Origin of the sequence: Gottfriedia acidiceleris, from assembly GCF_004138285.1 — a bacterium.
GTDB lineage: Bacteria > Bacillota > Bacilli > Bacillales > Bacillaceae_G > Gottfriedia > Gottfriedia acidiceleris_A.
In genome coordinates, this window is the sequence record NZ_SCFN01000005.1 from 288,515 (window position 1) to 312,665 (window position 24,151).

The window sequence follows — 24,151 nt, forward strand, 5'->3', positions numbered from 1 at the left end:
TTAAGTATAGAGTTGAATTCAGAATATTCTATCTTTAGTAATTGACACTACTATAAATAAGTGATAATTTAACTTTACCTATTGTTCTTTATTATGAACAAACTAGTTTTATTATTAACTTTTGTGAATAATTAGCAAACTTTTTATATCATTTTGTTCGTTATAAGAAACGTTCATTCAGGAAATTAGGAGGAGAATTCTATGAAAATAATTGGAGTTATTCCGGCTAGATTTAATTCATCAAGATTTAAAGGTAAACCTTTAGCTGATATATGTGGGAAACCAATGATTTGGTGGGTTCATCAACAAGTAAAAAAGGTAGAGGAACTTAGTGAGGTTTATGTAGCGACAGATGATATAAGGATTCAATCTGTTTGCGAGGGATATGGCATTAAAACAGTTATGACATCTGAGAGTCATAAAACACATTTAGATCGACTTTATGAAGTCTCTACTAAAGTAGATGCTGACTTTTATGTAAATGTAAATGGAGACGAACCATTAATTGATTCCCAAGCCATATCTAAAATATTGCCGAAAGATGTTGATCCAAGTTCAATTTATGTAGCTAATCTTATGACGGTATTAAAGAATCCGTTGGAAGCTGTCGACTTTTCGAAAATAAAGGTTACAACAGATATATTCGGATATGGACTTTATATGGCTAGAAGCCCAATTCCATATCCAAAAGGTACTTATGAATTTAATTTTAAAAAATTTGTCGGCGTTCAATGTTTTACTAAAAGTGCTTTAGAGTTTTGTTATAACGCTAAAAGGGGACCTATTGAAGAAGCGGAAGATATCGATGAATTTAGATTTTTAGAAAACGGACAAAAAATCAAATTTATCGAGGCTGAAGTTACTACATTATCCGTTGATACTCCTAAGGATCTAGATAAAGTGAGATTGATTATTAAAAATCGATTGGAATGCGTGGTGTAAATATGAATAATATTAGTTTACTCGACTGTACATTACGCGACGGTGGTTATATTAATAATTGGAATTTTGGGCAAAGGAGCATCAAGAAAATAATTGAAAAATTATCGAAATCAAATATTGATATTATAGAATGCGGTTTTGTCAGAGATGTTGATTTCGATAATAATAAGTCAATTTTTAACGATGTTGAAAGGATTAAAGAATTTATAAGCCCAAAGAATAAAAACATTACCTATGTAGGAATGATTGATCAACCTTATATTTCAATCGATAAAATTAAGGATAATGATGGTACATCCATAGACGGTTTTCGAATAACATTTCATGAAAATGAAAAAGAAATTGAAGAAGCCTTAGCTTATGGACAAATGTTAATGGATAAAGGATACAAAGTTTTTATACAACCAGTTGGTACTACTAGCTATTCAGATGAAAAGCTCCTAGAGTTAATTAAAAAAGTAAATAAGTTAAAGCCATTTGCATTTTATTTAGTCGATACACTTGGCATTATGTATAAAAATAATTTGTTAAGAATGTACCACCTAATTGATCATAATTTAAATGAATCAATTAGTATTGGATTTCATTCACATAATAATCTCCAATTATCATTTTCAAATGCTCAGGAACTTCTATCACTCCATACAAAGCGAAATATTATTATTGATTCCTCAGTATTTGGAATGGGAAGAGGAGCGGGCAACCTATGTACTGAACTTGTTACTCAATATATTAATGAAAATATAGAGAAAAAGTACAATGTTGTGCCTTTACTGGAAATTGTTGACGAGTATTTAAGTAAGTTTTCAACTGAATCTAATTGGGGGTACTCGGTCCCATACTATATCGCAGCTATAAACAATTGCCATCCGAATTATGCTTCATTCTTAATAAACAAACAAACTATTTCAGTAAAATCTATTAATACAATTTTAAAACAGCTCCCAATTAAGAAAAGGGATATTTACGATGAGTTATATATAGAAGACTTATATATTAATCATCAAATTCATTTGGTTGACGATTCAGAAGATCTAGAAGCCTTAGCTGAAAGAATATCCAATAAAAAGATACTAATAATCGCTCCAGGTAAATCCATTGAAACAGAAGGAGATGAGATTTCCAACTTTATTAAAAATCAAAGCCCTTACGTTTTTAGTGTGAATTTTATGCCAAAGCAATATCAAATTGATGCGATATTTATGAGTAATATCAAAAGATTCAATAGTATGTTGGATTCGATCAAAGAGATAAAAAATTCTACCTCAATTATAACTACTTCAAATATTCCTAATACACTAGAATCCGATTCACTTATAGTCAATTACTCTGACTTACTCGTAGACAAAGTAACAATATCTGATAATGCTGGTTTAATGTTATTAAATCTATTAAATCGTTTGTCGATAGATACAGTCTATCTTGCTGGCTTTGATGGTTTTACTCTAGATAAAATGACAAATTATTTCTCTACTGATTTGATTAACAATATAGAGATGGAAGAGCTTGTAAAGAAAAACGAAGATATGAAAAAGCAATTGTCGTTACTTGAGAAAACAATGAAAATAAACTTTGTAACGACCACTATGTATTGTGATAATAACCTACTTAGTAAGGCTTAATCTTTAAATAACTGGAGGTAAAATGAAATATTCTACTGTTATATTTGACTTAGATGGAACATTACTAGACACCTCAGAAGGAATTATGGTAGGCGCTAGTTATACAGCAAATAAGATGGGTGGACCAAACTTAACTTTAGATCAACAAAAAAGCTTTATTGGCCCATCACCTTTTTACTCCTTTATTCGAGAATGTGGTTATAATGAAAGCGAAGCAAGAGAAGCTGTAGAAATTTATAGGGAAAGATATAAGGAAAAAGGTCAATTTGAAGCAAAACACTATGAATTTATTCATGAACTACTAGCTACATTAAAGGAGAAAGAGTATAAAACGGCAGTAGCTACTCTTAAAAGGGACGATTTAGCAAAGGAAATCTTATTAAATTTTGAGTTAAAGTCATACTTTGATTCGATTAATGGGATTGATGAGATGGATACGCTTAGTAAAGCGGACATCATTCAAATGTGTCTAACAGATTTGCAACAGAATGATTTATCAGAAGTTGTTTTAATAGGTGACAGCATACATGATGCAGTTGGAGCTGAACACGCCGGGGTTGATTTTATAGCTGTAACGTATGGGTACGGTTTTAAAAATAAGGAAGAAGTTGTAAAAAGTAAAAATGTTTTTATAGCGGAAAATGTCAAAGATATTATGAAATTTCTAGATTTATAGGTTTATTTTGTAATCTATTACAATTCTTGAGATGAAGGTTCAATTTTCTAATATGCTGTAATAATTAAAAATCCAACCAAGTTTTGTTCTTAATCAAGAATAACTTATTAGTAATAATGAGGAGTTCTTATTTATGAACTTATAATGAAAAAGGAGAAGTAATTGTGACGTGGAAAAAGATCCTTTTAAGATTAGGTTTAACATTAATGGGTTTAGTAGTAGTGGCTGGTTTGACTGTTTTGTTCATTTATCATCAAGTTGAAAGTACGGGTAAAGTAATTTATCAACCGATTAAAAAAACAACTAGAAGGCCCGAGCCAGTAAATGTCGTTAAAAAAGATCCACTTTCTATTTTATTACTAGGTGTTGATAAACGGGAAGGTGATAGAGGGCGGTCTGACTCATTGATGGTATTAACCGTTAATCCAAATACTAATACAACGAAAATTATTAGTATTCCTCGAGATACCCGTACATTAATAGTTGGAAAAAATAAAGTAGATAAAATTAATCATGCCTATGCCTTTGGTGGAGTACAAATGTCAATTAATACAGTGGAAAAATTCTTAAATATTCCCATAGACTATTATATGGAAGTAAATATGGAAGGTTTTAAGGATGTTGTAGATGCAATTGGCGGTGTAAAGGTTGATAACGGATTGGATTTTTGGAATGATGGAGTTCATTTCAAAAAGGGATCTATTTCACTTGATGGGCAAGATGCGCTTAGCTTTACACGTATGCGCCACGATGACCCTAGAGGTGACTTTGGTAGGGAAGAAAGACAAAGACAAATTATTGAAGCTGTTATCCACCAAGGTGCAAGAATTGAAAATTTAATTGCTTATAATGATATTTTAAAATCGATTCAAAATAATTTGGTAACAAATTTTACATTACAAGAAATGTATAAAATTCAAAAAGACTACCGTCAAGCAGGTGGGAATGTTGAACAAGAACAGTTGCAGGGAAGCGGAGAAATGATTAAAGGGATTTACTATTACCAAGTCCCTGAAAAGAACCGCCTAGCACTCTCAAGTGAATTACGTGCACAACTTGAATTAGAGTAAAGGTTAGATTAGAAAAAAAGCGGGATCATTTGATCTCGCTTTTTTTGGCTTGTCCAATTCATATATTAGTTGAAAATATTATTTTGAACGAAAGGAAGTAAGACTTTTGGAACAGTGATTTTATTGACAGCATTACCAGTTAAAGTGTTATTTATTATGGAGACATTTGTTGGCGGAGTAGTGTTTTGGTCTAACTCAATTGCCGCGCCGGTGTGCCATGCATCACCTTTATCTGTAGTGTAAGAAATGAGGTTCCCAGAAATAATTAATCCTGATAATGAGCCTTTTTTTCCACTCGCTGTTTGGTAAATACCATTTTTACCAGAGGAAATCGAGTTATTTGTAATATTTATGTTTGTCATAGGCCCATCTTGAACAATTATTGAAACACCTGAAACCCCGGTAAAAGTATTTTGATCTACTGTTACATTTTTTGTAGTTCCTTTAATATTTATTCCAAAAGAGTTAATCTTTTTAAACGTATTACCTTGAATGGTGAGTCCATCTACTTTTAAAACATCGTATACATTATAATCTGTGACAATTCCGGTATCAAAATTCGTAAACGTATTATCAATGAAGGAAGTATTTTTTATATCCGTCACGGATGCAAAAGTATAAACAGCTGCACCAGTACCATTTCCAGTAAATTCATTTCTCATAAATTTTGTATCCTCTGAGCCCGCCACGATTGTAACTGCATTTTGGTTTGTAGAAACGACATTATCATAAACTTGAGTATTTACAGAATTGATTCCCCAAGTACCTTCTACCCTAAAGCCTTCCTCTGTATGAATTGTATTATTGTAAATTTCTAGATCCTTGTTTTTTATCCAAATAAAAAATTGTTCAACATTTATATTATTATCATGAATTTTTGCGCCATTTGTTTCCATTACTAAAAATCCACCAGTAGTACAATTAACTGTATTATTGTTGAATTCTACATGATTAAAATAGTTATTATCATTCTTTCCACCTTCAAGCTGAATACAGTATGATCCATCGGCTGCATTAGAGGTAAAAGTATTATTGTATATTTTTGCATCATCAAAATTCATTTCTTCCCACGGTTCAAAGTGTAATGCGGGACGTCCTATTGTGCTTGTACTAATATTATTGAAGATTTTTAAATGATTTGCTTGTTCAACTACTATATTTGAACGACCATTATTTTCTAGAATATTATTAGAAATTGTCACATCGTCACTAGCAAGTGTTGAGCCAGATATAGAGACTCCGTCACCGACAGCATTTATTAATCGGTTGTTATCTATTACGATTCGATCCGCATCATATGCAAAAATACAATGCATATGCTCAATACCATCCAGGTGTTTTATTGCATTTCCATCACACGTAATATTTTGTATTTTTGTATCATTAGCCATTGTAATGACGCGATAATAACCAGAACCACTTGAATCGGACAATTTTAAAGTAACTGTATCACGGTTCTCACCAACAATGTTTACAAATGGTTTTAAGAAGATTGGATTCAAGCTATAAGTACCTGAGGGAACAAAAACAGTACCCCCACCTCTTGAGCCAAGATAATCAATTGCTGATTGAAAAGCGGCAGTGTCATCTGTAGTACCGTTACCAACTGCACCGAAATTTTTAACATTAACTTGTCCAGTCAGAGCTGAGACGTTTACTAGAATTGACTGAGTTAAGCCGCCAAAACTAGCGCTGATTGTAGCTGACCCTGCATTAGTAGTCGTTATAACACCTGAAGTGTTGACGGTTGCCACGTTTTGGTTAGAAGAAGAAAATACACTTTGAGAGGTCACATTAACTACTGATTGATCTGAATAGTTTGCTTGAACGACGAGTGTTTTAGATTGGTTTGTCGTTAGATCAAGACTACTTGGAACGATAGTTAAGGATACTAACGTCTTGATAGGAGGAACAGTAGTATTAACTGTAATGGTAGTAGTCGCAACTACTCCATTCAGACTTGCCGTTAAAGTCGTTGTGCCATTACTTTTAGACTTTATTAAACCCGAACTACTAATTGATGCTACTAATTTGTTTGAGACTGTATATTTAACTGAGTTTGTAACGTCTTTTTTTGTTTGATTTGAATAGGTAGCTGTTACTTTAACTTGTTGGGTTTGATTAATTTTTGTAAATGCGTAGTTTGATGAATTAAATGATAGAGACTTAAGACTAACTACGTTTGCTTGTTGTGTTTTTGCGGTTCCTGAAGTCAATTTCTGTGGATTTTTAATTGCAACAACATTTCCTATTACTATAGCAAGCAATAATATTGCGCTAATAAACAGAAATAAAGTTTTTTTCAAGAATTTAACATCTCCAATTACTTTTGATTTATGTAATATATTATGGTCTTAATCTATTATGGTGATAGTAGATTAGTGGAAATTAATACATAGTTATATCTTAATTAGCTGTTGCTATTCTTTTAAAGAAACCATATTAATAGGATTAGCAGATTAATAGTAGTTTATTCAATTTCAATGATTTTTTTTGGAACTAGATAACTATTTTTAAAGATTAATATAAACGTTGTAAATTACAATAATAGATAAGAGGTATAAAGCGATCTACTATTATTTAGTGCCAAAAGAAAATCGTTTAGCACTTTCAAATGAAATGCGGGAACAGTTAGGATTAACACAAATAAACATCAGTTATCAGTTGAAAAATTAAGCACCCGATCTGTTTTTTTAGTTTAAAACTATACAGATCGGGTGCTTTTTTTGTTCGGACTGACCCATCCACTATTAAATATTTGTATAGAATGTATAGCTAAGTCCTCTCGCTAGTCCTTGGTGATTTCTACAAATTTCTACATTTTGAAATTCACAGGTAAACCTGCAGATTACAAAAGACCTAGTATTTAATACTGACTTTTCCATTAAAATATGAAAAAAAATAGAGAATGAACAGTATTTACGTTTAAACTTTTTTGTATTTTATATGTAAAAAGTACTAATAAATAGAGTGGTAGATAGTAAAGTTCTGTTTTGACAACAAAAAATAACAAATAAATACAACATTCATTAAAAAATGACTAAGAAAAACAATAATTACGTCGTTTTTTGTCAAAATAACACTTTTCATAAGGATTCAACTCAATTGTTAGATTATTTAGTCTTTTGTATAGTTAAATTGTATACGTTCTCACTGGAGAACAAAATACAATCTAAATACAATTTAGGGAGAGAGAAAGAAATGAAAAAGGTTAAGAGTAAAGTTGTAATTGGTATCGTATCTGCTGGTTTAGTTATTTCTGGAGGAATTGCATTCGCAAGTACTAATGCTGGTGAGTTATTAACGAACTGGGCTAATACGAAAACTTCTGATGCAAAATCAGAGCTTTCTACATCATATAATTCAAAATATAATTCTTCAGTTGCAGATATGAAAACTAATGTAAATAATTACAAAGTTGATGCTGCAAACACTATCGAATCAGTAGGAGACGCTCAAACAAAATTGGCAAATCAACAAATTAGTGCAGCATTAGATGAGCATATTGCTGCTATTACTGAAGCTATGGCAGCTTTAAATATGAGTATTCCTACTGACTTTGCTAACTATGTTTCAACAACAGACGGCAAAACAACTTCTGATTTAAATGCATTATCAGATACGCTAAACAGTAGCTTTAACACTCAGCTTTCAGCAGTTGCTAAAAGCGCAGATACAAAACTTCAATCTAATTTAAATTCTTCTCGCACAGCAGCTATTAACACATTAACGCAAAAAATTAATGATGCTAAAACTGAAATCGCTACTTTAATTAATGGACAAGCATCTGATTCTGAAAAAGCTGTTTTAGAGCACTTATCAACTGAGATAACTCGTATCGAATCTTCACTAAAAGCTGAAATTGATGCACAAGAAGCAGCTTCTATCAAAACTTTAGAGGATACTCAAAAACAAACTGTTAGCGATGCAACTAAAGAGCTACAAGATTTAGTAGATGCTATTAATAAGTAAAAAGTAATTTCCTTAAAAGTTTGTTTTTTCATTGTAGTTATTGGGAGGTAAATTATGCAGAATAATACTGAAAAAACTAAAAAACAAACATGGATCTCCAAAAAATTTAATAAGCTTTTAATTGGATCTGTTACGTTAAGTGGTGGGTTACTAATAGCAACAACGTTTTCATTTGCTGATACGAATTTACCAGCAGCAATGACTGCATGGACAAAAAAACAAACTCAGGAAGCAAGTGATTATATTATTGGCATGACAGAGGCAGAAACAATTAAGCAAAAAGCACGCTTAGTTAAAGAAGTGCAAGAAAAGTCTAATGAATCTGCTGAAGAAATTCAACAATATGCAACGCAAAAAAGCTTAGAATCACAAGAAGAGCTTCAAAAGTATGGAGATCAATTGATCAAACAAATAGATAGTAAGAATGAAAAAGATGTACAAGATGCAAAAGCGAGAATTGATAAAATTATACAGAATGCTCAGGAACAAGCTAAAGAAGAAATGAATCAACAGGTTCCTAAATTGAACTCAAATAATGAAAATGAAACATCTAACTCGAAAAAAGATGATTCACAAAATAGAAACAGCCAAGAACAGTCTAGTGATGTAGGTCAACAGTAATGGGTGCTACTAAAATTGAAGAACAAAATACATTAGAAGAAAAGAGTACAAAAACTTTTAGTCAATCATTAACTGAATGGTTGAAATTCTTTCTGATTTTAAGCGTTCTTTTAGTAATTTTACTAAATACAGTTGGGCTTACAAAAGTCAGCGGATTTTCAATGTACCCTACTTTAAATGATGGGGATGTAGTCTTAGTGAATAAATTAGCTCGTTTTACTCATGATCCGAAGCTGGGTGATGTAGCGATTATGAGATTAGAATCTGAAGGATTTGATGTTGTAAAACGAATAATTGGCGTTCCTGGAGACACAGTTTTTATAAAAAAGGGAATTATTTATGTAAATAACGAACCAGTCCCTGAAATCTCTACAAATGGGACTTCGGAAGATATGGAAAAAATAACGGTTCCTAAAAACGACTTATTTGTTGTGGGCGATAATCGAGAGCCAGGAATTAGTTACGATAGTCGAAGTAAAGATTTTGGATTTATACCTATTAAAGATATTAAGGGGTATGTACTTATTTCAATTTTACCAATTCATAAAATTGCAAAACCACTTAAAGTGTAATCTGTCTAATGGAGGCACGAAGGAAAATGGAGAAGAAATCAATTAAAAAGAAAGTTGCAGTCGGTATATTGGCTGCAGGAATTTTAACAACAGGTACTGCATTCGCATCTACAAATGCTGGCGCATTATTTACAAACTTTGCCTCTCAACTATTAAATGACGCACAATCAACAGTAAGTAGTACATTAGGTTCGAAAGCTACAGATGCAATTGGTGCAATGAAGGATCGATTAGGTTCTTTTTTATCTAACTCAGAAGATGGGGTAAATAATAAACAAGGCGAATTATCTCAAGTGGGAGTTAATTCAATCAATGGTCAGTCAAATGAACACGTTGAAGCAATCAACAATGCTTTAGCTGGCATTAAACAAAATACGCCAAACGAATTTACTCAATTAGTAAACCAACTAAATGGACAAACTACTAGCGCGGTTGAATCTGAAGTAAATGGATTAAAACCAGACTTTAGTTCACAAGTTGCAAACGGTAAACTATCAATTACTGCTGAGCAAGCAAAAGCGCTTAATGCTTTAGAAGATGAATTAAATAAAGCAAAGGCAAGTTTAGCAGAGTTAATTGAAGTACAAAAAAGCACTAGTGATGCAAAACTAAAAGACTATTTAGCAGGTGAAATTGCTAGAATAACAGATGTTATTAATAGTGCAACAAATGACTTAGAATTCAAAAAATCGAAAGCATTAGCTACTAAAGCTACAAGTATCAAAAATGACACACTTAATGATTTAGATGTTTTAGCTAGTGGATTATATGCTCCACAAAATAGTTATCTAGCAGACTTTGAAAGTGCAAGTTCACCATTTTCAATTACTGGTGATTGGGAAAGAATTAATTCAAAAGTAGATGGGAAAACTGACTATTATTTAATTAGCAATAATATTTCTAATAACAGTTCTTCTACTGCTGAAGTGACAATTAATGTACCGGATAACGCATATAATGCATTCCTATCTTTTGATTACTTAGTTCTTTCGCAACTAAATAAAGATATCCTAACTATTTCATTAGATGGTGAAGTACTTATTAGTAACTCAGGAACAGATAATCACTGGTCTAATGTAAATCTTGGAATCAAACCAGGTAAACATGTGTTAAAACTTACATATGCTAAAGATAAATCTGGAAGCGCAAGCAAAGATGCTGGATATATCGATAACATTTCTTTGAAATATGATTTACGTAAATAAATAATAAGAAGGGCACTCTCCGTTTGAAGAGTGCCCTTCTTATTTTCGTAAGAAAAAAATCTTCAAACTAAAACTGAAACATTTTAATTTGAAGGTTTATTTACCTTGCTTATACTTATTAAACTCAATAAATTTTAATAATTCATCTTTTGGTATACCTGAATTAATTGCTTCTTGAAGGATATCCATCCATTCAGAATCAATAATTTTTGTTGGATCAATATCATCTTTCAGGAGGCTTTCTGCCGTTGTATTGAAGACGCCAGCAATTTTTTCAAGTACTTGAATTGAAGGATTGCTTTGTAGATTTCGTTCAATCGAACTTATGTAAGATTTTGCGATACCAGCACGTTCTGCAAGCTCTGTAAGTGACATTCCATGTTGTAAACGTAGTTTTTTAATTCGTTCTCCAATCATATAAGCTACTCCATATCTTTTTGACTATTACAAAAAGTATATCATAGTAGGGAGTGGTTCTCCTAGTTTTGACATGAATCTTTAACGCAATTGTAAAGAAATGATCGCACTTCATCAGGACTTATGCCTACTTCAATGCATTCAAGTAGTAAGTCAATCCAGTTTAATTCGGCAGAATGTTTTTCCAATTCACTGTACATGGATAATAGCCTCCTAAAATTAAGGTATAAAATACCTAGGTAACCCTGCTGTCTTAGTTCGTTTAATAGTTAAAAAATACAGTGAACTAGTGCTTTTTCTCTATGTTTACAACTAAGATCAGTGGCTTTGCGTCCCAATCTCTCAATTGGTTTGCCTTTTTCTAGAGAGAGTTCTGGTGGATTTATTACAATTTTTAAAAAATTTATATAACAATTATATAATGAATCCAATACATAGTTTGTAGGAATTTGTAGTATCAAAAAAAACAATAATATTAACAATATTTCAATTATATTAAAAACATTAGATAAATCAAGGTATTTTTTTACATTTGAAATAAACGAAAAAATTTTAAGAAAAAACATTTCGACATTTATTGAGAAAAATGTCGAAAAACTAAAATTAATTGGAAAAATTTAGTAATTTTAGAATAATATTTTAGACTAGGCCAAAACAGAAGAGATTGATAAAAAATGTGTGAAGTTCCACTCAAAACGGCACAGTTCTGAAATTCATAAAAATAGGAGGAAAGTAATGGTTTACTTGGGTATAGTTGGAATAACGGTTGATTAACTAAAAAAATAAAGTAATCAATAATTGAACTACTTTATTCTCAGAGTGTTGAAATATATTGTAGTCAATATGAAAAATACAAACATTAAATGAATTTCTATGAAAAATAGTCTATTTATTATTGTTTTATCCGTCATCTTATTGGGAAACAAGTGATTTTGGTTGATATATAAATGTTTTAACTACCTTGCAAAAATTAAAATATCTTCTTTTCTGACGATCAATATTTTTAAAGATGTGTAAGTCATTATTATAAGTTACGATTTGATTAATAAAGGATAATTCATTCGTTCAATTGACTATTCTATTGTTTTTAAGAGTATTATATTTTTATAAAGAACTTGATTGGAACGAAAGGGTGCCAGGCTCCTATGGGAGAAGCGGGAAGGCTGAGACCCCACAGGCGGAGCCGAGGAGGCTCAAGAATCTCGCCCCATGGAAAGCGAGCACCCTGTAGTGGAAATCAATATGACACAACTTACTTATCAAAGATCAATCCAACAATTTAAATGACAAATTCTTTTTTCAATAAAGTAATCAATAATTAGACTACTTTATTTTTTTCATTTTATTTTGATTCTCTTAATCTTTTTAATGCATAACGATAACTAGATCGTATACTAGATTCTTTCATATTTAAATTTTTTGCGATTTGAGGAAAGTCATGATTGTAATAGAAACGTTTAACGAGAATTTGCTTCTGTAAGGGGGAGATTCCATCTAGAAAACTCATAAAATTGACAAGTGAATATGCCTCATCAAAATATATTACATCTTCAATACTTTGCTCGACGAATACGTTTCGTTCATCATATTTAACTGCTTTGGATAGCTCGTTTAATAAATAGCCTCTTACTGTAACAAAAGCATAACTTGAAAAGCTCCCTTTCTCACTTTGATACTGTTGATAAGCCGTCCATAATGCTATTTGACCAATTTGATAATATTCGTCAAAGTCTTTATATATATGTAGCTTCTTCATAGTTGCTTTTATCATTCGGGAATACTGATTTAAACATTCCTCGAATGTACTTGGCTTCAATTTTCCTGAAAAATTTTGATAATCTACATGTTCTTCACTACATTTCATGCTTACTGCCTTTCTTAAAGGCATGCCCTTACGTTTATTCCGCGGTGAAGTAACTATATAAAAATAGTAGAAATATATCATATTTGGAAACATCAATTAAGAATAAAAAAAGCAAAGTGAAAGTTGAGTATTGATTCTAAAACTTAAAATTTTTAGAAATAATCAAATGAAATTTTATGTTTTTATATTTTTAAAAGAAGTAAAGTTTACTAAAACACTTGCTAAACGGTCATAGAAGTTTCAAAAATACTGAAAGATAATTTTGATATAATCGATATGTAAAAAATCCTCAAAGGAGGCATATATGTCAAAATTAGATTATGTTGTATCGTATGAAACAATGCTAATTGAAGCTGCAGATCATCCAGAGTATTTAACCAAAATAACAGATAAAAACAAAGGAGTAATCTATTCGAAACGGCCAATGAGAGCAATCTTGAATGAATCGGCCCTCTATCATAATCAATCTATTAAAGGTCATCTCGAAGTCGTAAAAAGTAAGTATCCAACTATGAAAAAGATTCCTCTTATGATAAATCCCACATTATCAATTATTATGATTCCTACATCTTCGCAAAATAACATATCTTGCAAATGGCTAAATTTTATCCAAATAAATAAATATTTAAAGGAAAAAAGAAAGACAAAAATACAGTTTAGGAACGGCGAGGAGAGGACATTATCAATTTCTTATTACATTTTTGATAAGCAAATAAGTAAAGCTACAAAGATTATTAGTATGTATTTAAGTCAGAAAGTAGAATATAAGCTAAAATCAGATGAAGAAAAATTAATGATGATTAAGGAATTAATAGAAGGATATTCTTCTGATGGGTAAGCTTGCGGCAAGTTATTTTTGGGAAAGCAGGGGCAGGAAATACAAAAAGCAGGCCTTAAGATCTTGTTTGATCATAAATCCTGCTTTTAAAATTTTAGAAATAATAAATTAATTATGTCTTAAATAACTTCTTGATCTGGTATTCTGATTGTCCATTGTGAGAATGCATTTATTTCTACTAGTTCTTTAGGGAAAATAAATGTCCATGGCTTACTCGTATTTGCTTGGATTGTTAATGGTGGTAGTGTGAATAAACCTTTCGCAATAATTTCGCCATTTTCATTTAACATTTCTAGTGGAAGTAATTCAAGACTAACAGCTTGTGTTGAACCATTTCGAACTAAAATATTAACCCCTAAGTTTCCATCTTCATTATAGCTAGCACGTAAAGCATGTAAACTCACTTCATTTATACGTAATTTAGGTAAAGAATTTACAAGATTGCTTAATTCTGTAATTTGTTCTTCAGTAAGTCGACCTTCCCATGATGGATCTATATCTAATCTATGGATAGTTTTTGATAAATCAAATGCTAACTCAAATCCTTTTTCAGGCAAGTCCTCTTTTAGTAAATGCTCTCGTTCAAATACAAAGCGCCATGGGCGGCTACTGCAAGGAGGCATTTCGCCAAGCTCTTCCAATCTAAATCCTTTTTTAGCTAATAGTTCTCCTTCTTCACTAATCAATAGTAGAATAGCATCTTCTAAACGAACTAATTTTTCTAAACTGTTACGAACGAATGCTGTAACAGTTACACTTCCGTCATCATTAGTTTCAAGTTCGATGGCAGATAATGACAATTGATTTGGTTTTAAAGGAGAAAGCTCGTTATTTAAAAATTGATAAACATAACGCTTTTCATCTTCAATATGCATTAGTGGATGAAATGAAATTTTAGGATGAATTTCAACCACTTCATTTTCTTCAACTTGAACTGCTTGATCAGTAGATGTTTGTTGCAATAAATCACTCGATGAAACTGTTGAATCTTTACCCTTTTGTAATAAACGCTTAATCGATGATAACATTTTGTTTTTCTACCCCCTGTGGACAAGATAATTCTTGAAATGTTGAAGCAAGACTTGCTGATATTTCTTGTTGTATCGAGTTATAAGTATGTTCAAACAGAGTAAATCCATCAAATTCATATAGTCGGATTGGATCTTCTTGTTGATACTGTCTTAAGTGTATCCCTTCAATCAATTGTTGTAAATGCTCTAAATGTTCAGTCCAATATAAATCTATAGTACTTAATGCCGTGCTTTTTAAACTACTAATAAGCTTTGCTTTTTTCTCTTCCTCTATACCACGTAATACATCTTTATATACTGAAAAAGCCTCTTTTACGTTATGCCAAATCTCTTGTTCATTATTGTAATGTTCAACATCTATTCGAAGTGGTGGTACAAGCTGTTCAAGAGTCGTTTTTCCTTCAAGTAGGTCCCAATCTTCAGGTGTACTATCTTTAGGATAGAATTGTATTAATAAGTTTTCAATTGTCTCTTCTGTAAAATCAATAAACAAGTCTATATCAATTTCTTTTTGTAAGAAGTTATTTCTTAATTTATAAATGATACGGCGATGTTCATTGGCAACAGCATCTAGTTTAAGCTGCCATTCACGAATTGAGGATTGTTTTCCTTCACAGAGCTTTTGTGTAAATGAAACAAAGTCTTGAATTGTAGAATTTAGTACCTTACCAAATTGATCAGCTTGTAGATTCTTATATAATTTCTCTAGCTTTTCTGGATTATATTTTACAAATAATTCATCCTCTAATGAAAGATAGAATTGAGATGAACCTATGTCTCCTTGTCGCCCTGCACGTCCTTTTAATTGTAAATCAATGCGCTCACTTTCATGACGTTCAGTTCCAATTACATGAAGACCACCTAAATCTGATACACCTTCAGCTAATATGATATCAGTCCCTCGACCCGCCATATTGGTTGAAATGGTAATCATGCCTATTTGACCAGCTAGGGCAATCATCTTTGCTTCTTCTTCAACATTTTTTGCATTAAGGAGTTGATATTTTACTGATTCTTTTTCTAATAATTCTGCTAAAATCTCAGATTGACGAATGGAGGTTGTTCCAATTAGAATTGGTTGTCCCTTTTCATGTCGTAACTTTACATCAGCCAGAACTGCTCTGAGCTTTTCTTCTGTTTTTTCAAACACAATATCCTCGTAGTCAATACGAATTACCGGTTTATTAGTAGGAATTCGAATAACTTCCATGTTATAAACATTTAGGAATTCTTTTTCTTCCGTCTTTGCAGTTCCAGTCATGCCGGAAAGAATTGGGTACATACGGAAATAATTTTGTATTGTTACAGACGCAACGGTGTGATTTTCTTCAGTTGTTTTTAATCCTTCTTTTGCCTCGATTGCTTGATGAAGGCCATTACTTAATGAGCGTCCTTCCATAATTCGGCCAGTAAATAAGTCAATTAGTCGAATCTTACCTTCATGAACAATATAATCAACATCGCGTTGAAATATTAAATCTGCCCGCAATGCGTTATGAACATAGTGGAAAAGCGTTGTATGTTCTAGGTCATATAAATTTTCAATCATAAAGGCTTTTTCAATCTTTGAGATACCTTCTTCAGTTAAAGTAATTGCTTTAGTTTCTTCATCTAAAAAATAATCCCTATCTTTTATAAACGTACGAATAAAGCGCGCACATAGCGAGTATAAGTGTGAATGTGCGGTTTTTTTTCCTGCAACAATTAGTGGTGTTTTAGCTTCATCTATTAATATTGAGTCAACTTCATCAATAATTGCATAATGATATGGGCGTTGAACCTGTTCGACTAAAGAAGTGACCATATTATCACGTAAATAATCAAAACCAAACTCTGTTCCGATTCCATAAGTAATATCTGCATTATATGCAGCTTTTTTAGCTTCCAAAGTTAAATTTGGAATGTTCAAACCTACAGTAAGACCTAAAAATTCGTGAATTCGCCCAATTTGCTCCGCATCGCGTCGGGCTAAATATTCGTTTATGGTAATAATATGTACGCCTTTTCCCTCAAGCGCACGAGTATAGGCAGGTAATGAAGAAACCAATGTTTTTCCTTCCCCAGTTGACATTTCAGCAATATTTCCATCTAGTAATGCAAGTCCGCCGATTAATTGAACATCATAAGGGCGCATCCCTAAAACACGTTTTGATGCTTCACGCACTAGAGCAAAAGCATCTATCGAAATTTCATGAATAACAGCTTTGTTATTAGAAATTTTTTGCTTTAATAGATAAGTAAATTTACGCAAAGCCTCATCTGTTAGACTTTCAAAGAATGGCTCCTTTGAATTTATCTCTTGAACAATTTTTTCATACTCCTTTAATTTTCGATTTCCAATAATTTTTTGCAAAGTCTGGATCAAGGGTGTTTCCCTCCTGAGCGGGTAATCTATCAAATCTCTTCTTTAAATGTATCATAAGTTTTAGTGGACTCAAGGTGTAAATAGTTGGAATTTATTGAAAAGATTGAAAATTAATTTATTAATACTAGAGTAAGAATTATTAGCAATCAAAATGTAGCGATCGATGTTTAAGTAAAAATAACTGGATAATTTCAAAATGTGACAAATTGCTTACTTCCTATTATATATAATCTTAGTAGTTTCATATTAATAGTCTACTAAGATATGAGGGAGAGAGCTTAATTGAAGACAAAGATCGGTATAATCTTTTCTGCTGCAATACTTTTAACAAGTATATTTAGTTCACCATCGTTGAAACATAGAGGCACTAAACATGAGACCAATTTAATGAGTAATAATGAAGTAAAAGCTGCAACAAATCAAAAGTCTAGTGGACAACCAACACTTCAAAAAGTTACGACGAATCAACAAGAGAAATGGGAAGCACTTCAACTGAATCCACTCCCAAGTAGTAAAAACCTATCGTATAGTTTCAGTAATAGTACAAAAGTTTTTATAAAGCCATTCCCAGAACAGTATCAAACTATTAATGGAATATTGAGCTTTCGAGGCGGACCTTTCCGAAATAATGGTTCCATGGGAACGACAGTTATTTCAAAGCAAAAGTTAGTTAAGAGCTGGTCATTTCAAACTTCTTCTTCATCTGGATGGGGCGGGGGCTCAGGATGGACTGGCCAACCTAGCGTAATTGAATGGAAACCACAAGAACAAAAAATCATGAATTTATATTCTCAATTTAAAACTAAGTCAAACTTAAAAGAAGTAGTTTATGGCTCTTTAGATGGAAGAGTTTACTTTTTAGACTTGACAACAGGTAAGAAAACAAGAAATCCAATTAATATTCAAAATCCTATTAAGGGTAGCGTGGCTCTTGATCCACGTGGTTATCCTCTTTTATACGTTGGACAAGGTATACCACAAACGGGAAAAATAGGTATGAGAATTTTTAGTCTAATTGATGGCTCTCAATTAGCATTTATTCCTGGAATTGATTCTTATTCTTTTCGTGGTTGGGGAGCTTTTGATGGCTCTGCGTTATTTAACCGAGAAGATGATGCTATGTTAGTTGGCGGGGAAAATGGACTAGTTTACTTTATAAAACTAAATACTAAATATGATCCAAAGGCTAAAAAGATAAAAATTTCTCCAATAATTTCAAAATATCGATATAAACTTAAAAATAATTCTTACCAAGGTATTGAAAATTCAGTAGCGGTATTTAAAAATATTGCATATTTCGCCGATAATGGTGGTGGTATTCAAGCGCTGGATATTATTAAGAAAAGGCCAATTTGGGCAAATAACGCATATGACGATACGGATGCGTCAATTGTCATTGAGAATTCTAATGGTACACCATATTTATATACAGGTTCCGAAATTGATAAACAAGGCACTAAAGGCTATGCACGCATTCAAAAGTTAAATGGACTTACCGGTAAAGTAATTTGGGAGAAGAAAATACCGGGTTATTCGATAAAAGGTAATCATCCTGTTAATGGTGGATTGTTGGCGACTCCAATTGTTGGAACTGGGCCATTAAAAGGACAGGTTATTTTTAATATTTCAAGGTATAAAACGATTAATGGTGGTTTATTAATTAGTTACGATACTGTTACTGGAAAAGAAAAATGGCATTTAGATTTACCAAACTATGCGTGGTCATCTACAGTAGCAGTATATACAAAAGATAATAAAGCTTACTTAATTCAAGGTGATTCTGTTGGTAACCTGTACTTAATTAGTGGCAACGGAAAAATTATCAATAAGATTAATCTAGGTGCTAATATTGAGGCGTCCCCAATTGTTGTTGGACAACAAGTAATTGTTGGAACTAGAGGAGGTAAATATATTAGCGTCAATATCCAATAAATGTACTAATGAATGATCCCTATTTCCGTTTGTGGAGCTAGGGATTTTTTATTTATTTGGCATATTATTTTTTTAATCAGTCTTTTCAATTATGTTAATAACATATTAAACTTCTATTAAAATAATTGGATTTTAATCAAATAGATTAGATAATATGATAAGTGTATCTATTTATAACTGTATTAGAGGAGTGAAAGGATTTGGCTAATAAGGCAGAAAACAAAGTTGAAAGTCGTTCAGAACATAGAAAACTTAAGAATAATGAAGATGGTCTTAGTAATAATCGATACTTTTCGTTAATACTCTTGATAGCTGGAGTACTTATAATTGGTGCTACAGCAATTTTTTATGTCTACCCAAAAATAATGAATGAAGGTAATATTCATCCAAAAAATGCTTCTACAGAGGCAGCAGCGGATAAGGATGTAAAAAAAGAAACAAAAAGTGAAAAGACGATTGAAACAAAAACTAAGGAAGTTGCTAAAGAAACATCTAAGAAAACAAAAGTTACCGATGAAGAAAAGCAATCAAAAGATTATGTTTTACCAGATAGTAATAGTAGAAAACTATCGAATGCAGATCTAAATAAATTAGCTCCAAATGAATTGCGTTTAGCAAGAAATGAAATCTATGCTAGACATGGGTTAGTATTTAAATCTAGTGACTTGACGATTTATTTCACTTCGAAGTCTTGGTATAAACCTAATCCAGCTTATGGCGGAGAGCTTAATGATGTAGAAAAATATAATTTAAATTTAATTAAATCAAGAGAATAGTTGGAAATACGACAGTTCCTTCTTCAATTGTATCAAATTATAAATTAGTAATTAGCTATAAAAAAAGCAAAGTTCAGTGATTAATGAACTTTGCTTTTTTAATTGCTATAATGCCTTTGATAAGAAAATACTTGTGTATGTCTTAAAGGTTAATCTCGGTTCCCTGACTAGCTAACCATTTTAAGATTTTCTTTGCTCCATTTTCCTTTGCTACTTCTTTTACTGTCATTCCATCCACATTCTTTATTGATAAGTCTGCACCTTTTTTAATTAGGTACTGGAATGCTTTTACATCATCTACTTCATAAGTTGTATCAAAAATAGGTGTTTCGCCAGAACTATCTTGCTGGTTAATATCTGCTCCGTATTTTAGAAGTAAATCAATTGCTTGCTTGTCTCCCATAGAAGCAGCGGCGTGTAAGATTGTCCAATCATCTGCATCTCCTATAGAAGGATCAGCTCCGTTATCAAGTAATAACTTTACCATCTCTAAGTTAAGATGATCTTCATCAGTATATGAAGTCGTGAGAAGTGGAGACTCGTAATCATCATTCAATTCATTTACGTCTGCTCCTTCGTCAATTAACTCTTTAACTTGTTCAACATCGTTATCGAGTACTGCTTGCGTTAATGGTGTTTCCGCAGCTAAATAACCATCAACGAATGATTGTGCCAATGGAATCCCTTTTTCTACTAATAAACCTGCACCGACTAAAACTCCGAACGACAATGCGAATACAGTTACAGCAATCCCGTATACGCGTTTTGGTGTTTTAAATATAATATCACTTTCTATATTATTAAAATGATGCAAAGCGTTAATACGTTTTGGTAAAGTTGGATGGGACATTAATCGTTCACTTAACCAAATTAAAAAACCTTTTTCATTGCTACTATTTAATAAATATTCACGCTGATCAATTTGTTGATAATATTTGCGACCAACTGCTAACATTGTAAGTGCTTGAGTCGATGCTTCAAAATCATTTATATAATGACTAGCCATTCGATCACTTGTATACTCACATGCACGTGAATAAGCCGAACCTAAAAAAGGAACCCAATTTGCAGGCAATACTAAAGCTTGTTTTAGAATATGATTTCGTTTAATATGTGCAAGCTCGTGTGCAATCACGAAATCAACTACTTTTGGATTTGATTCAATCTCCTCGAATAGATCTGAATATAAAACAATCATATTTCGTCCAAAGAAACGCGTAGCAAAGGCATTTAATAGTCCTCCAGATTGGATTACATAAACATCTGGTAGAAAATAAAAGCCCATTTCCTTTGAAATTTCTCTTGTTCTCAAATATACTTCTGGAAATTGTTTTTCAGTAATCTTAACCCCATTTATACGTATGTGGGCAGTGAAAATTAAATGGGCAAAGAGTGGTAAAACGATTAAAATTCCTAAAATAATAAGACCAACAACACTTAAAATAAGTAATAGATAAGTTGGAATACTAATCATTAATAGTAATATAAAATAAATCGATTCTTTCCGATTAACTAACTTCTTCAATTTCTCTCCTCCTATATCTCAATTCTTATAGTTTAACAAGTAAATGGATAGGATGTTATACATATATTTAAGAGAGATGAAACCAATTACTTCCACCTAAATAATAAAAAAATTTCTTTTTACCCTTTAAATAAAAAATAGTATGATAGACTATAGTTTACTTTTTTTTAGTATTTATTTAGATTCAATTTATATATTAATAACAAGCATTATATAGAATGAAAATTTAAGGGGAAGTTAAAAATAAATGGAAACTCAGTTAAGAGAACAAAATTCCTTGTCAAGAGCGGGTATACGAACAATGCGAAAAAAACGAATACCTAGTATTAAAAGAAAATGGATGTTTATTTTAATACCAATTATCGTAATATTAATTACACATTTAACATTAAATTACTTAAATTCACCTAAAAGATTAGTGAAGATTTTTGATAAAGCTGTGTCAGATAATAATTATAAAGAAGTCACACATATGCTACAAAAAGGCGGTACCGGGGCATCACTAGATGAAGATTCAGTAATTGCATTTATGGATTACATGAATAGCTATGATGTATTAGATAAATTAGACGATATGATTCAAAATAATACAGTGATTAATAGTAAGTTAATAGATGGTCGTGGAAATTATGTGCTTTCAATTAAAAAAGGTAGTAAATTTTTAGGGATATATCAAACGTATTTAATAAGTGCCCAACCATTCGAATTAAAGATTTCTTCGCCAATAGACGACATTGAATTAAAATTAAATAATCATATTACACATTTGAAAAAAGACGAATACGAAACAACATACCACAAAATTTTACCTGGGAAGTACACTATGGCGGTTTCATATAAAGGTGTTTATAGTGATGTTAAGGATGCAGTTGATATAGATTTTTCTTCTGCTTCAAAAAATAAGTTATCACAGGAATTAACTTTTAATGTAAGTTATGTCCAAATTTACTCGAACGAACCTGAGGCTGAACTTTTTGTAAATGGAAAAGACACTGGGGAAAAAGTAAGTGAACTAGATCGATTTGGTCCGTTTTTATTAAATGGTAAAACAGTAGTTCACGCTGAAATTGAAAAGAATGGTGAATTATTTAAAACGGATGATATTCCAGTTACAGGAAAATATGTGGATTTAATGTTTGATACGCCAGTTGAAAATCAGGACGAGACAGACCAAAAAGATGGTTTCTTTGCAGGACTTAAACGATTTTTTGATAAGTATTTACCTAGTCCTAAGCCTTCTTCTGATTTAGAAGAAAAGCAACTAATCAACGGATTGTTTAATCAAAATGGCCAAGCATTCTTACAGTCTAAGGAATATCAAGACAAAATTAAGAAAAAGAATACAACACAAAAACTTACAAGCTTTTCTATGAAAAATTCAAAGCAGGATGATTCGGGCATGATCATTACAACAAATGAGACGTATGAGATAACTGATAAACATGGTAAAACTAAAATGAAATCATTTGAAATTACTTATCACTTCTCAAGAGAAAATGATGAATTAAAAATGGATCGTATAGTAGAAGTAAATGAGATAAAGTAAATGATAGTAAATGAGTCCAATTAGGTTGGATTCTTTTTTTTTTTTGTGGATTGGATTCAAAGTTGAAGGAGTTCGTAATTATTAAGCTGGGGTTAAAAGGGCACAATTCTTAATTAATGATTATTATAAGAAATATTTCTTTTTTCACATTTTAATGTCAAATATATGTAGTTTTAGCACATTACTTTTTTAAATAGGAATATTCGTTATAATGTATTAAAGAGAAATGTTTGGAGGTAATGAAAAAGAATAGAATGTGGAAATTTATTAAAAGACTTCTTTTATTTACACTTCTGATGTCAATTATTGGGTTATTTGCGATCTATCGTTACTATTTCCAAGATGTGTTGAAGTATGAAACACAAGTTTATACTGAATTAAAGACGTCTGATTTAGAAGAATACACTCCTTTATTACTAGGACTAATGATGCAAGAAACGAAGGGTAAAGGAAAAGATCCAATGCAGGCTTCAGAATCGCTAGGACTTGCAAAGGATAGTATTCAAGATACTTCAAAAAGCATACAACAAGGGGTCTCACACTTTAAAGACGTGTATTCCTATGGTAAAAAACAGGGCGTTGATTTACAAACCATAATACAAAGTTACAATATGGGAATTGCTTATATTGATTTTGTAAAAACTCATGGTGGTAAACATTCAGATCAACTTGCTAAAACTTATTCTTTATCGATGGTAGAAACGAATCCTGAGCTTTATACGTGTAATAATAATAAGAAAAATTTCAGATATCCATATTGTTATGGTGACTTCACATATAGTCAAAAAGTAATGAAGAAAACAAAGTACTTCGAGATTTTAGTCCCACTTAAACATAATATAGTAGGAAAACCATAGTCCATGAAGAAGAGATAAATGTCTTCTTTATGGACTATTTAACTTTTTTTTTAGAATTGTGTCAATTTAATTACAAAATGGTTGTCGTTTCGATAAAATAAAACAATTTCCTTTTTTTACCGATATAATTATTGGGAAAAACAATTCAAATTCTGACATTTTATGACTTATACTTAACATTAGTGTTAAATTTTTGTTAATTTCATTTTTAATAAATTTACAGTTTATTAATTTTACTAGCTTAATAGAATTTGATTGTTTTATTCTACGGTTTAAAAGTAAAAGTGGTAGGAAAGGAAAGTTAGATACATGAAAAAAAT

Annotated in this window: 20 protein-coding genes and 1 riboswitch; of the genes, 13 read left to right on the plus strand and 7 right to left on the minus strand. The window is 31.5% G+C overall.

Going from position 1 to position 24,151, the window contains the following annotated elements; translation table 11 throughout:
* Window positions 1-201: 201 nt before the first annotated feature.
* From EP747_RS10080 to EP747_RS10095, 4 genes are all read left to right on the plus strand, one after another.
* On the plus strand, window positions 202-942 hold the full coding sequence (locus EP747_RS10080) for a 3-deoxy-manno-octulosonate cytidylyltransferase (protein WP_129689749.1): 741 nt from the start codon (window positions 202-204) through the stop codon (window positions 940-942).
* A gap of 2 nt (window positions 943-944) precedes the next feature.
* Window positions 945-2,564 carry an aldolase catalytic domain-containing protein gene (locus EP747_RS10085; protein WP_165346969.1) on the plus strand — a complete coding sequence of 540 codons (1,620 nt, stop codon included), beginning with the start codon at window positions 945-947 and terminating at the stop codon, window positions 2,562-2,564.
* A 22-nt stretch (window positions 2,565-2,586) separates the two neighbouring features.
* A complete protein-coding gene (locus tag EP747_RS10090; RefSeq protein ID WP_129689751.1) occupies window positions 2,587-3,240 on the plus strand; it encodes an HAD-IA family hydrolase in 654 nt (217 codons plus the stop codon).
* A 164-nt stretch (window positions 3,241-3,404) separates the two neighbouring features.
* Window positions 3,405-4,310, plus strand: coding sequence for an LCP family protein (locus tag EP747_RS10095; RefSeq protein WP_328590720.1), 906 nt, complete (start codon window positions 3,405-3,407; stop codon window positions 4,308-4,310).
* A 65-nt stretch (window positions 4,311-4,375) separates the two neighbouring features.
* On the opposite strand, the gene EP747_RS10100 is transcribed toward EP747_RS10095, so the two are convergent.
* Window positions 4,376-6,616: a right-handed parallel beta-helix repeat-containing protein gene (locus EP747_RS10100; RefSeq protein WP_165346971.1), complete on the minus strand. Its 2,241-nt coding sequence runs from the start codon at window positions 6,614-6,616 to the stop codon at window positions 4,376-4,378.
* Between the two features lie 895 nt (window positions 6,617-7,511).
* Between EP747_RS10100 and EP747_RS10105 the strand changes: the two genes are divergently transcribed.
* Genes EP747_RS10105 through EP747_RS10120 form a run of 4 tightly spaced genes read left to right on the plus strand, consistent with a single transcriptional unit; the run spans window position 7,512 to window position 10,680 of the window.
* Window positions 7,512-8,282, plus strand: a complete 771-nt coding sequence (locus tag EP747_RS10105) for a hypothetical protein (protein WP_129689753.1) — start codon at window positions 7,512-7,514, stop codon at window positions 8,280-8,282.
* A gap of 54 nt (window positions 8,283-8,336) precedes the next feature.
* On the plus strand, window positions 8,337-8,903 hold the full coding sequence (locus EP747_RS10110) for a hypothetical protein (RefSeq protein WP_129689754.1): 567 nt from the start codon (window positions 8,337-8,339) through the stop codon (window positions 8,901-8,903).
* The gene (gene lepB / locus EP747_RS10115) at window positions 8,903-9,475 is read left to right on the plus strand and encodes a signal peptidase I (protein ID WP_129689755.1); all 573 of its coding nucleotides are present in this window, start codon (window positions 8,903-8,905) and stop codon (window positions 9,473-9,475) included. The genes EP747_RS10110 and lepB overlap by 1 nt, the downstream gene beginning before the upstream one ends.
* Before the next feature lie 26 nt (window positions 9,476-9,501).
* Window positions 9,502-10,680: a hypothetical protein gene (locus EP747_RS10120; protein WP_129689756.1), complete on the plus strand. Its 1,179-nt coding sequence runs from the start codon at window positions 9,502-9,504 to the stop codon at window positions 10,678-10,680.
* Window positions 10,681-10,776: 96 nt separating this feature from the next.
* On the opposite strand, the gene EP747_RS10125 is transcribed toward EP747_RS10120, so the two are convergent.
* The 3 genes from EP747_RS10125 to EP747_RS10130 all read right to left on the minus strand — a co-directional run bounded on the left by EP747_RS10125 (window position 10,777) and on the right by EP747_RS10130 (window position 12,985).
* Window positions 10,777-11,097, minus strand: coding sequence for a helix-turn-helix domain-containing protein (locus EP747_RS10125; protein ID WP_025671315.1), 321 nt, complete (start codon window positions 11,095-11,097; stop codon window positions 10,777-10,779).
* 62 nt (window positions 11,098-11,159) lie between these two features.
* Complete coding sequence (locus EP747_RS24210) at window positions 11,160-11,297, minus strand: hypothetical protein (RefSeq protein ID WP_156339643.1); 138 nt, start codon at window positions 11,295-11,297, stop codon at window positions 11,160-11,162.
* A 35-nt stretch (window positions 11,298-11,332) separates the two neighbouring features.
* A riboswitch (cyclic di-GMP riboswitch) is annotated at window positions 11,333-11,463 on the minus strand.
* A 976-nt stretch (window positions 11,464-12,439) separates the two neighbouring features.
* Window positions 12,440-12,985: a sigma-70 family RNA polymerase sigma factor gene (locus EP747_RS10130; protein WP_165346973.1), complete on the minus strand. Its 546-nt coding sequence runs from the start codon at window positions 12,983-12,985 to the stop codon at window positions 12,440-12,442.
* Window positions 12,986-13,265: 280 nt separating this feature from the next.
* Between EP747_RS10130 and EP747_RS10135 the strand changes: the two genes are divergently transcribed.
* Window positions 13,266-13,799 (plus strand): competence protein ComK, encoded by a 534-nt coding sequence (locus tag EP747_RS10135; protein ID WP_129689758.1) that lies wholly within the window; start codon window positions 13,266-13,268, stop codon window positions 13,797-13,799.
* Between the two features lie 119 nt (window positions 13,800-13,918).
* Here the strand turns inward: EP747_RS10135 and EP747_RS10140 are convergent, their stop codons facing one another.
* Window positions 13,919-14,827: an accessory Sec system S-layer assembly protein gene (locus EP747_RS10140; RefSeq protein WP_129689759.1), complete on the minus strand. Its 909-nt coding sequence runs from the start codon at window positions 14,825-14,827 to the stop codon at window positions 13,919-13,921.
* Window positions 14,811-17,195: an accessory Sec system translocase SecA2 gene (gene secA2 / locus EP747_RS10145; protein ID WP_129689760.1), complete on the minus strand. Its 2,385-nt coding sequence runs from the start codon at window positions 17,193-17,195 to the stop codon at window positions 14,811-14,813. The genes EP747_RS10140 and secA2 overlap by 17 nt, the downstream gene beginning before the upstream one ends.
* A 282-nt stretch (window positions 17,196-17,477) precedes the next feature.
* Between secA2 and EP747_RS10150 the strand changes: the two genes are divergently transcribed.
* Window positions 17,478-19,127, plus strand: a complete 1,650-nt coding sequence (locus EP747_RS10150) for a PQQ-binding-like beta-propeller repeat protein (protein WP_129689761.1) — start codon at window positions 17,478-17,480, stop codon at window positions 19,125-19,127.
* A gap of 200 nt (window positions 19,128-19,327) precedes the next feature.
* Window positions 19,328-19,903: a YARHG domain-containing protein gene (locus EP747_RS10155; protein WP_129689762.1), complete on the plus strand. Its 576-nt coding sequence runs from the start codon at window positions 19,328-19,330 to the stop codon at window positions 19,901-19,903.
* A 142-nt stretch (window positions 19,904-20,045) separates the two neighbouring features.
* Here EP747_RS10155 and EP747_RS10160 read toward each other — a convergent pair whose 3' ends face one another.
* A complete protein-coding gene (locus EP747_RS10160) occupies window positions 20,046-21,428 on the minus strand; it encodes a M48 family metallopeptidase (RefSeq protein ID WP_129689763.1) in 1,383 nt (460 codons plus the stop codon).
* A 247-nt stretch (window positions 21,429-21,675) separates the two neighbouring features.
* Between EP747_RS10160 and EP747_RS10165 the strand changes: the two genes are divergently transcribed.
* Window positions 21,676-22,974, plus strand: coding sequence for a TcaA 3rd/4th domain-containing protein (locus EP747_RS10165; RefSeq protein ID WP_129689764.1), 1,299 nt, complete (start codon window positions 21,676-21,678; stop codon window positions 22,972-22,974).
* A gap of 239 nt (window positions 22,975-23,213) precedes the next feature.
* Window positions 23,214-23,831, plus strand: coding sequence for a lysozyme family protein (locus tag EP747_RS10170; RefSeq protein WP_129689765.1), 618 nt, complete (start codon window positions 23,214-23,216; stop codon window positions 23,829-23,831).
* Window positions 23,832-24,151: the final 320 nt, after the last annotated feature.

Coding starts and splice junctions, on each gene's coding strand:
- EP747_RS24210 (WP_156339643.1), bottom strand. CDS start 11,297: ATGTACAGTGAATTGGAAAAACATTCTGCCGAATTAAACTGGATTGAC.
- EP747_RS10090 (WP_129689751.1), top strand. CDS start 2,587: ATGAAATATTCTACTGTTATATTTGACTTAGATGGAACATTACTAGAC.
- EP747_RS10085 (WP_165346969.1), top strand. CDS start 945: ATGAATAATATTAGTTTACTCGACTGTACATTACGCGACGGTGGTTAT.
- EP747_RS10110 (WP_129689754.1), top strand. CDS start 8,337: ATGCAGAATAATACTGAAAAAACTAAAAAACAAACATGGATCTCCAAA.
- EP747_RS10135 (WP_129689758.1), top strand. CDS start 13,266: ATGTCAAAATTAGATTATGTTGTATCGTATGAAACAATGCTAATTGAA.
- EP747_RS10105 (WP_129689753.1), top strand. CDS start 7,512: ATGAAAAAGGTTAAGAGTAAAGTTGTAATTGGTATCGTATCTGCTGGT.
- EP747_RS10120 (WP_129689756.1), top strand. CDS start 9,502: ATGGAGAAGAAATCAATTAAAAAGAAAGTTGCAGTCGGTATATTGGCT.
- lepB (WP_129689755.1), top strand. CDS start 8,903: ATGGGTGCTACTAAAATTGAAGAACAAAATACATTAGAAGAAAAGAGT.
- EP747_RS10170 (WP_129689765.1), top strand. CDS start 23,214: ATGAAAAAGAATAGAATGTGGAAATTTATTAAAAGACTTCTTTTATTT.
- EP747_RS10165 (WP_129689764.1), top strand. CDS start 21,676: ATGGAAACTCAGTTAAGAGAACAAAATTCCTTGTCAAGAGCGGGTATA.
- EP747_RS10140 (WP_129689759.1), bottom strand. CDS start 14,827: ATGTTATCATCGATTAAGCGTTTATTACAAAAGGGTAAAGATTCAACA.
- EP747_RS10125 (WP_025671315.1), bottom strand. CDS start 11,097: ATGATTGGAGAACGAATTAAAAAACTACGTTTACAACATGGAATGTCA.
- EP747_RS10130 (WP_165346973.1), bottom strand. CDS start 12,985: ATGCCTTTAAGAAAGGCAGTAAGCATGAAATGTAGTGAAGAACATGTA.
- EP747_RS10080 (WP_129689749.1), top strand. CDS start 202: ATGAAAATAATTGGAGTTATTCCGGCTAGATTTAATTCATCAAGATTT.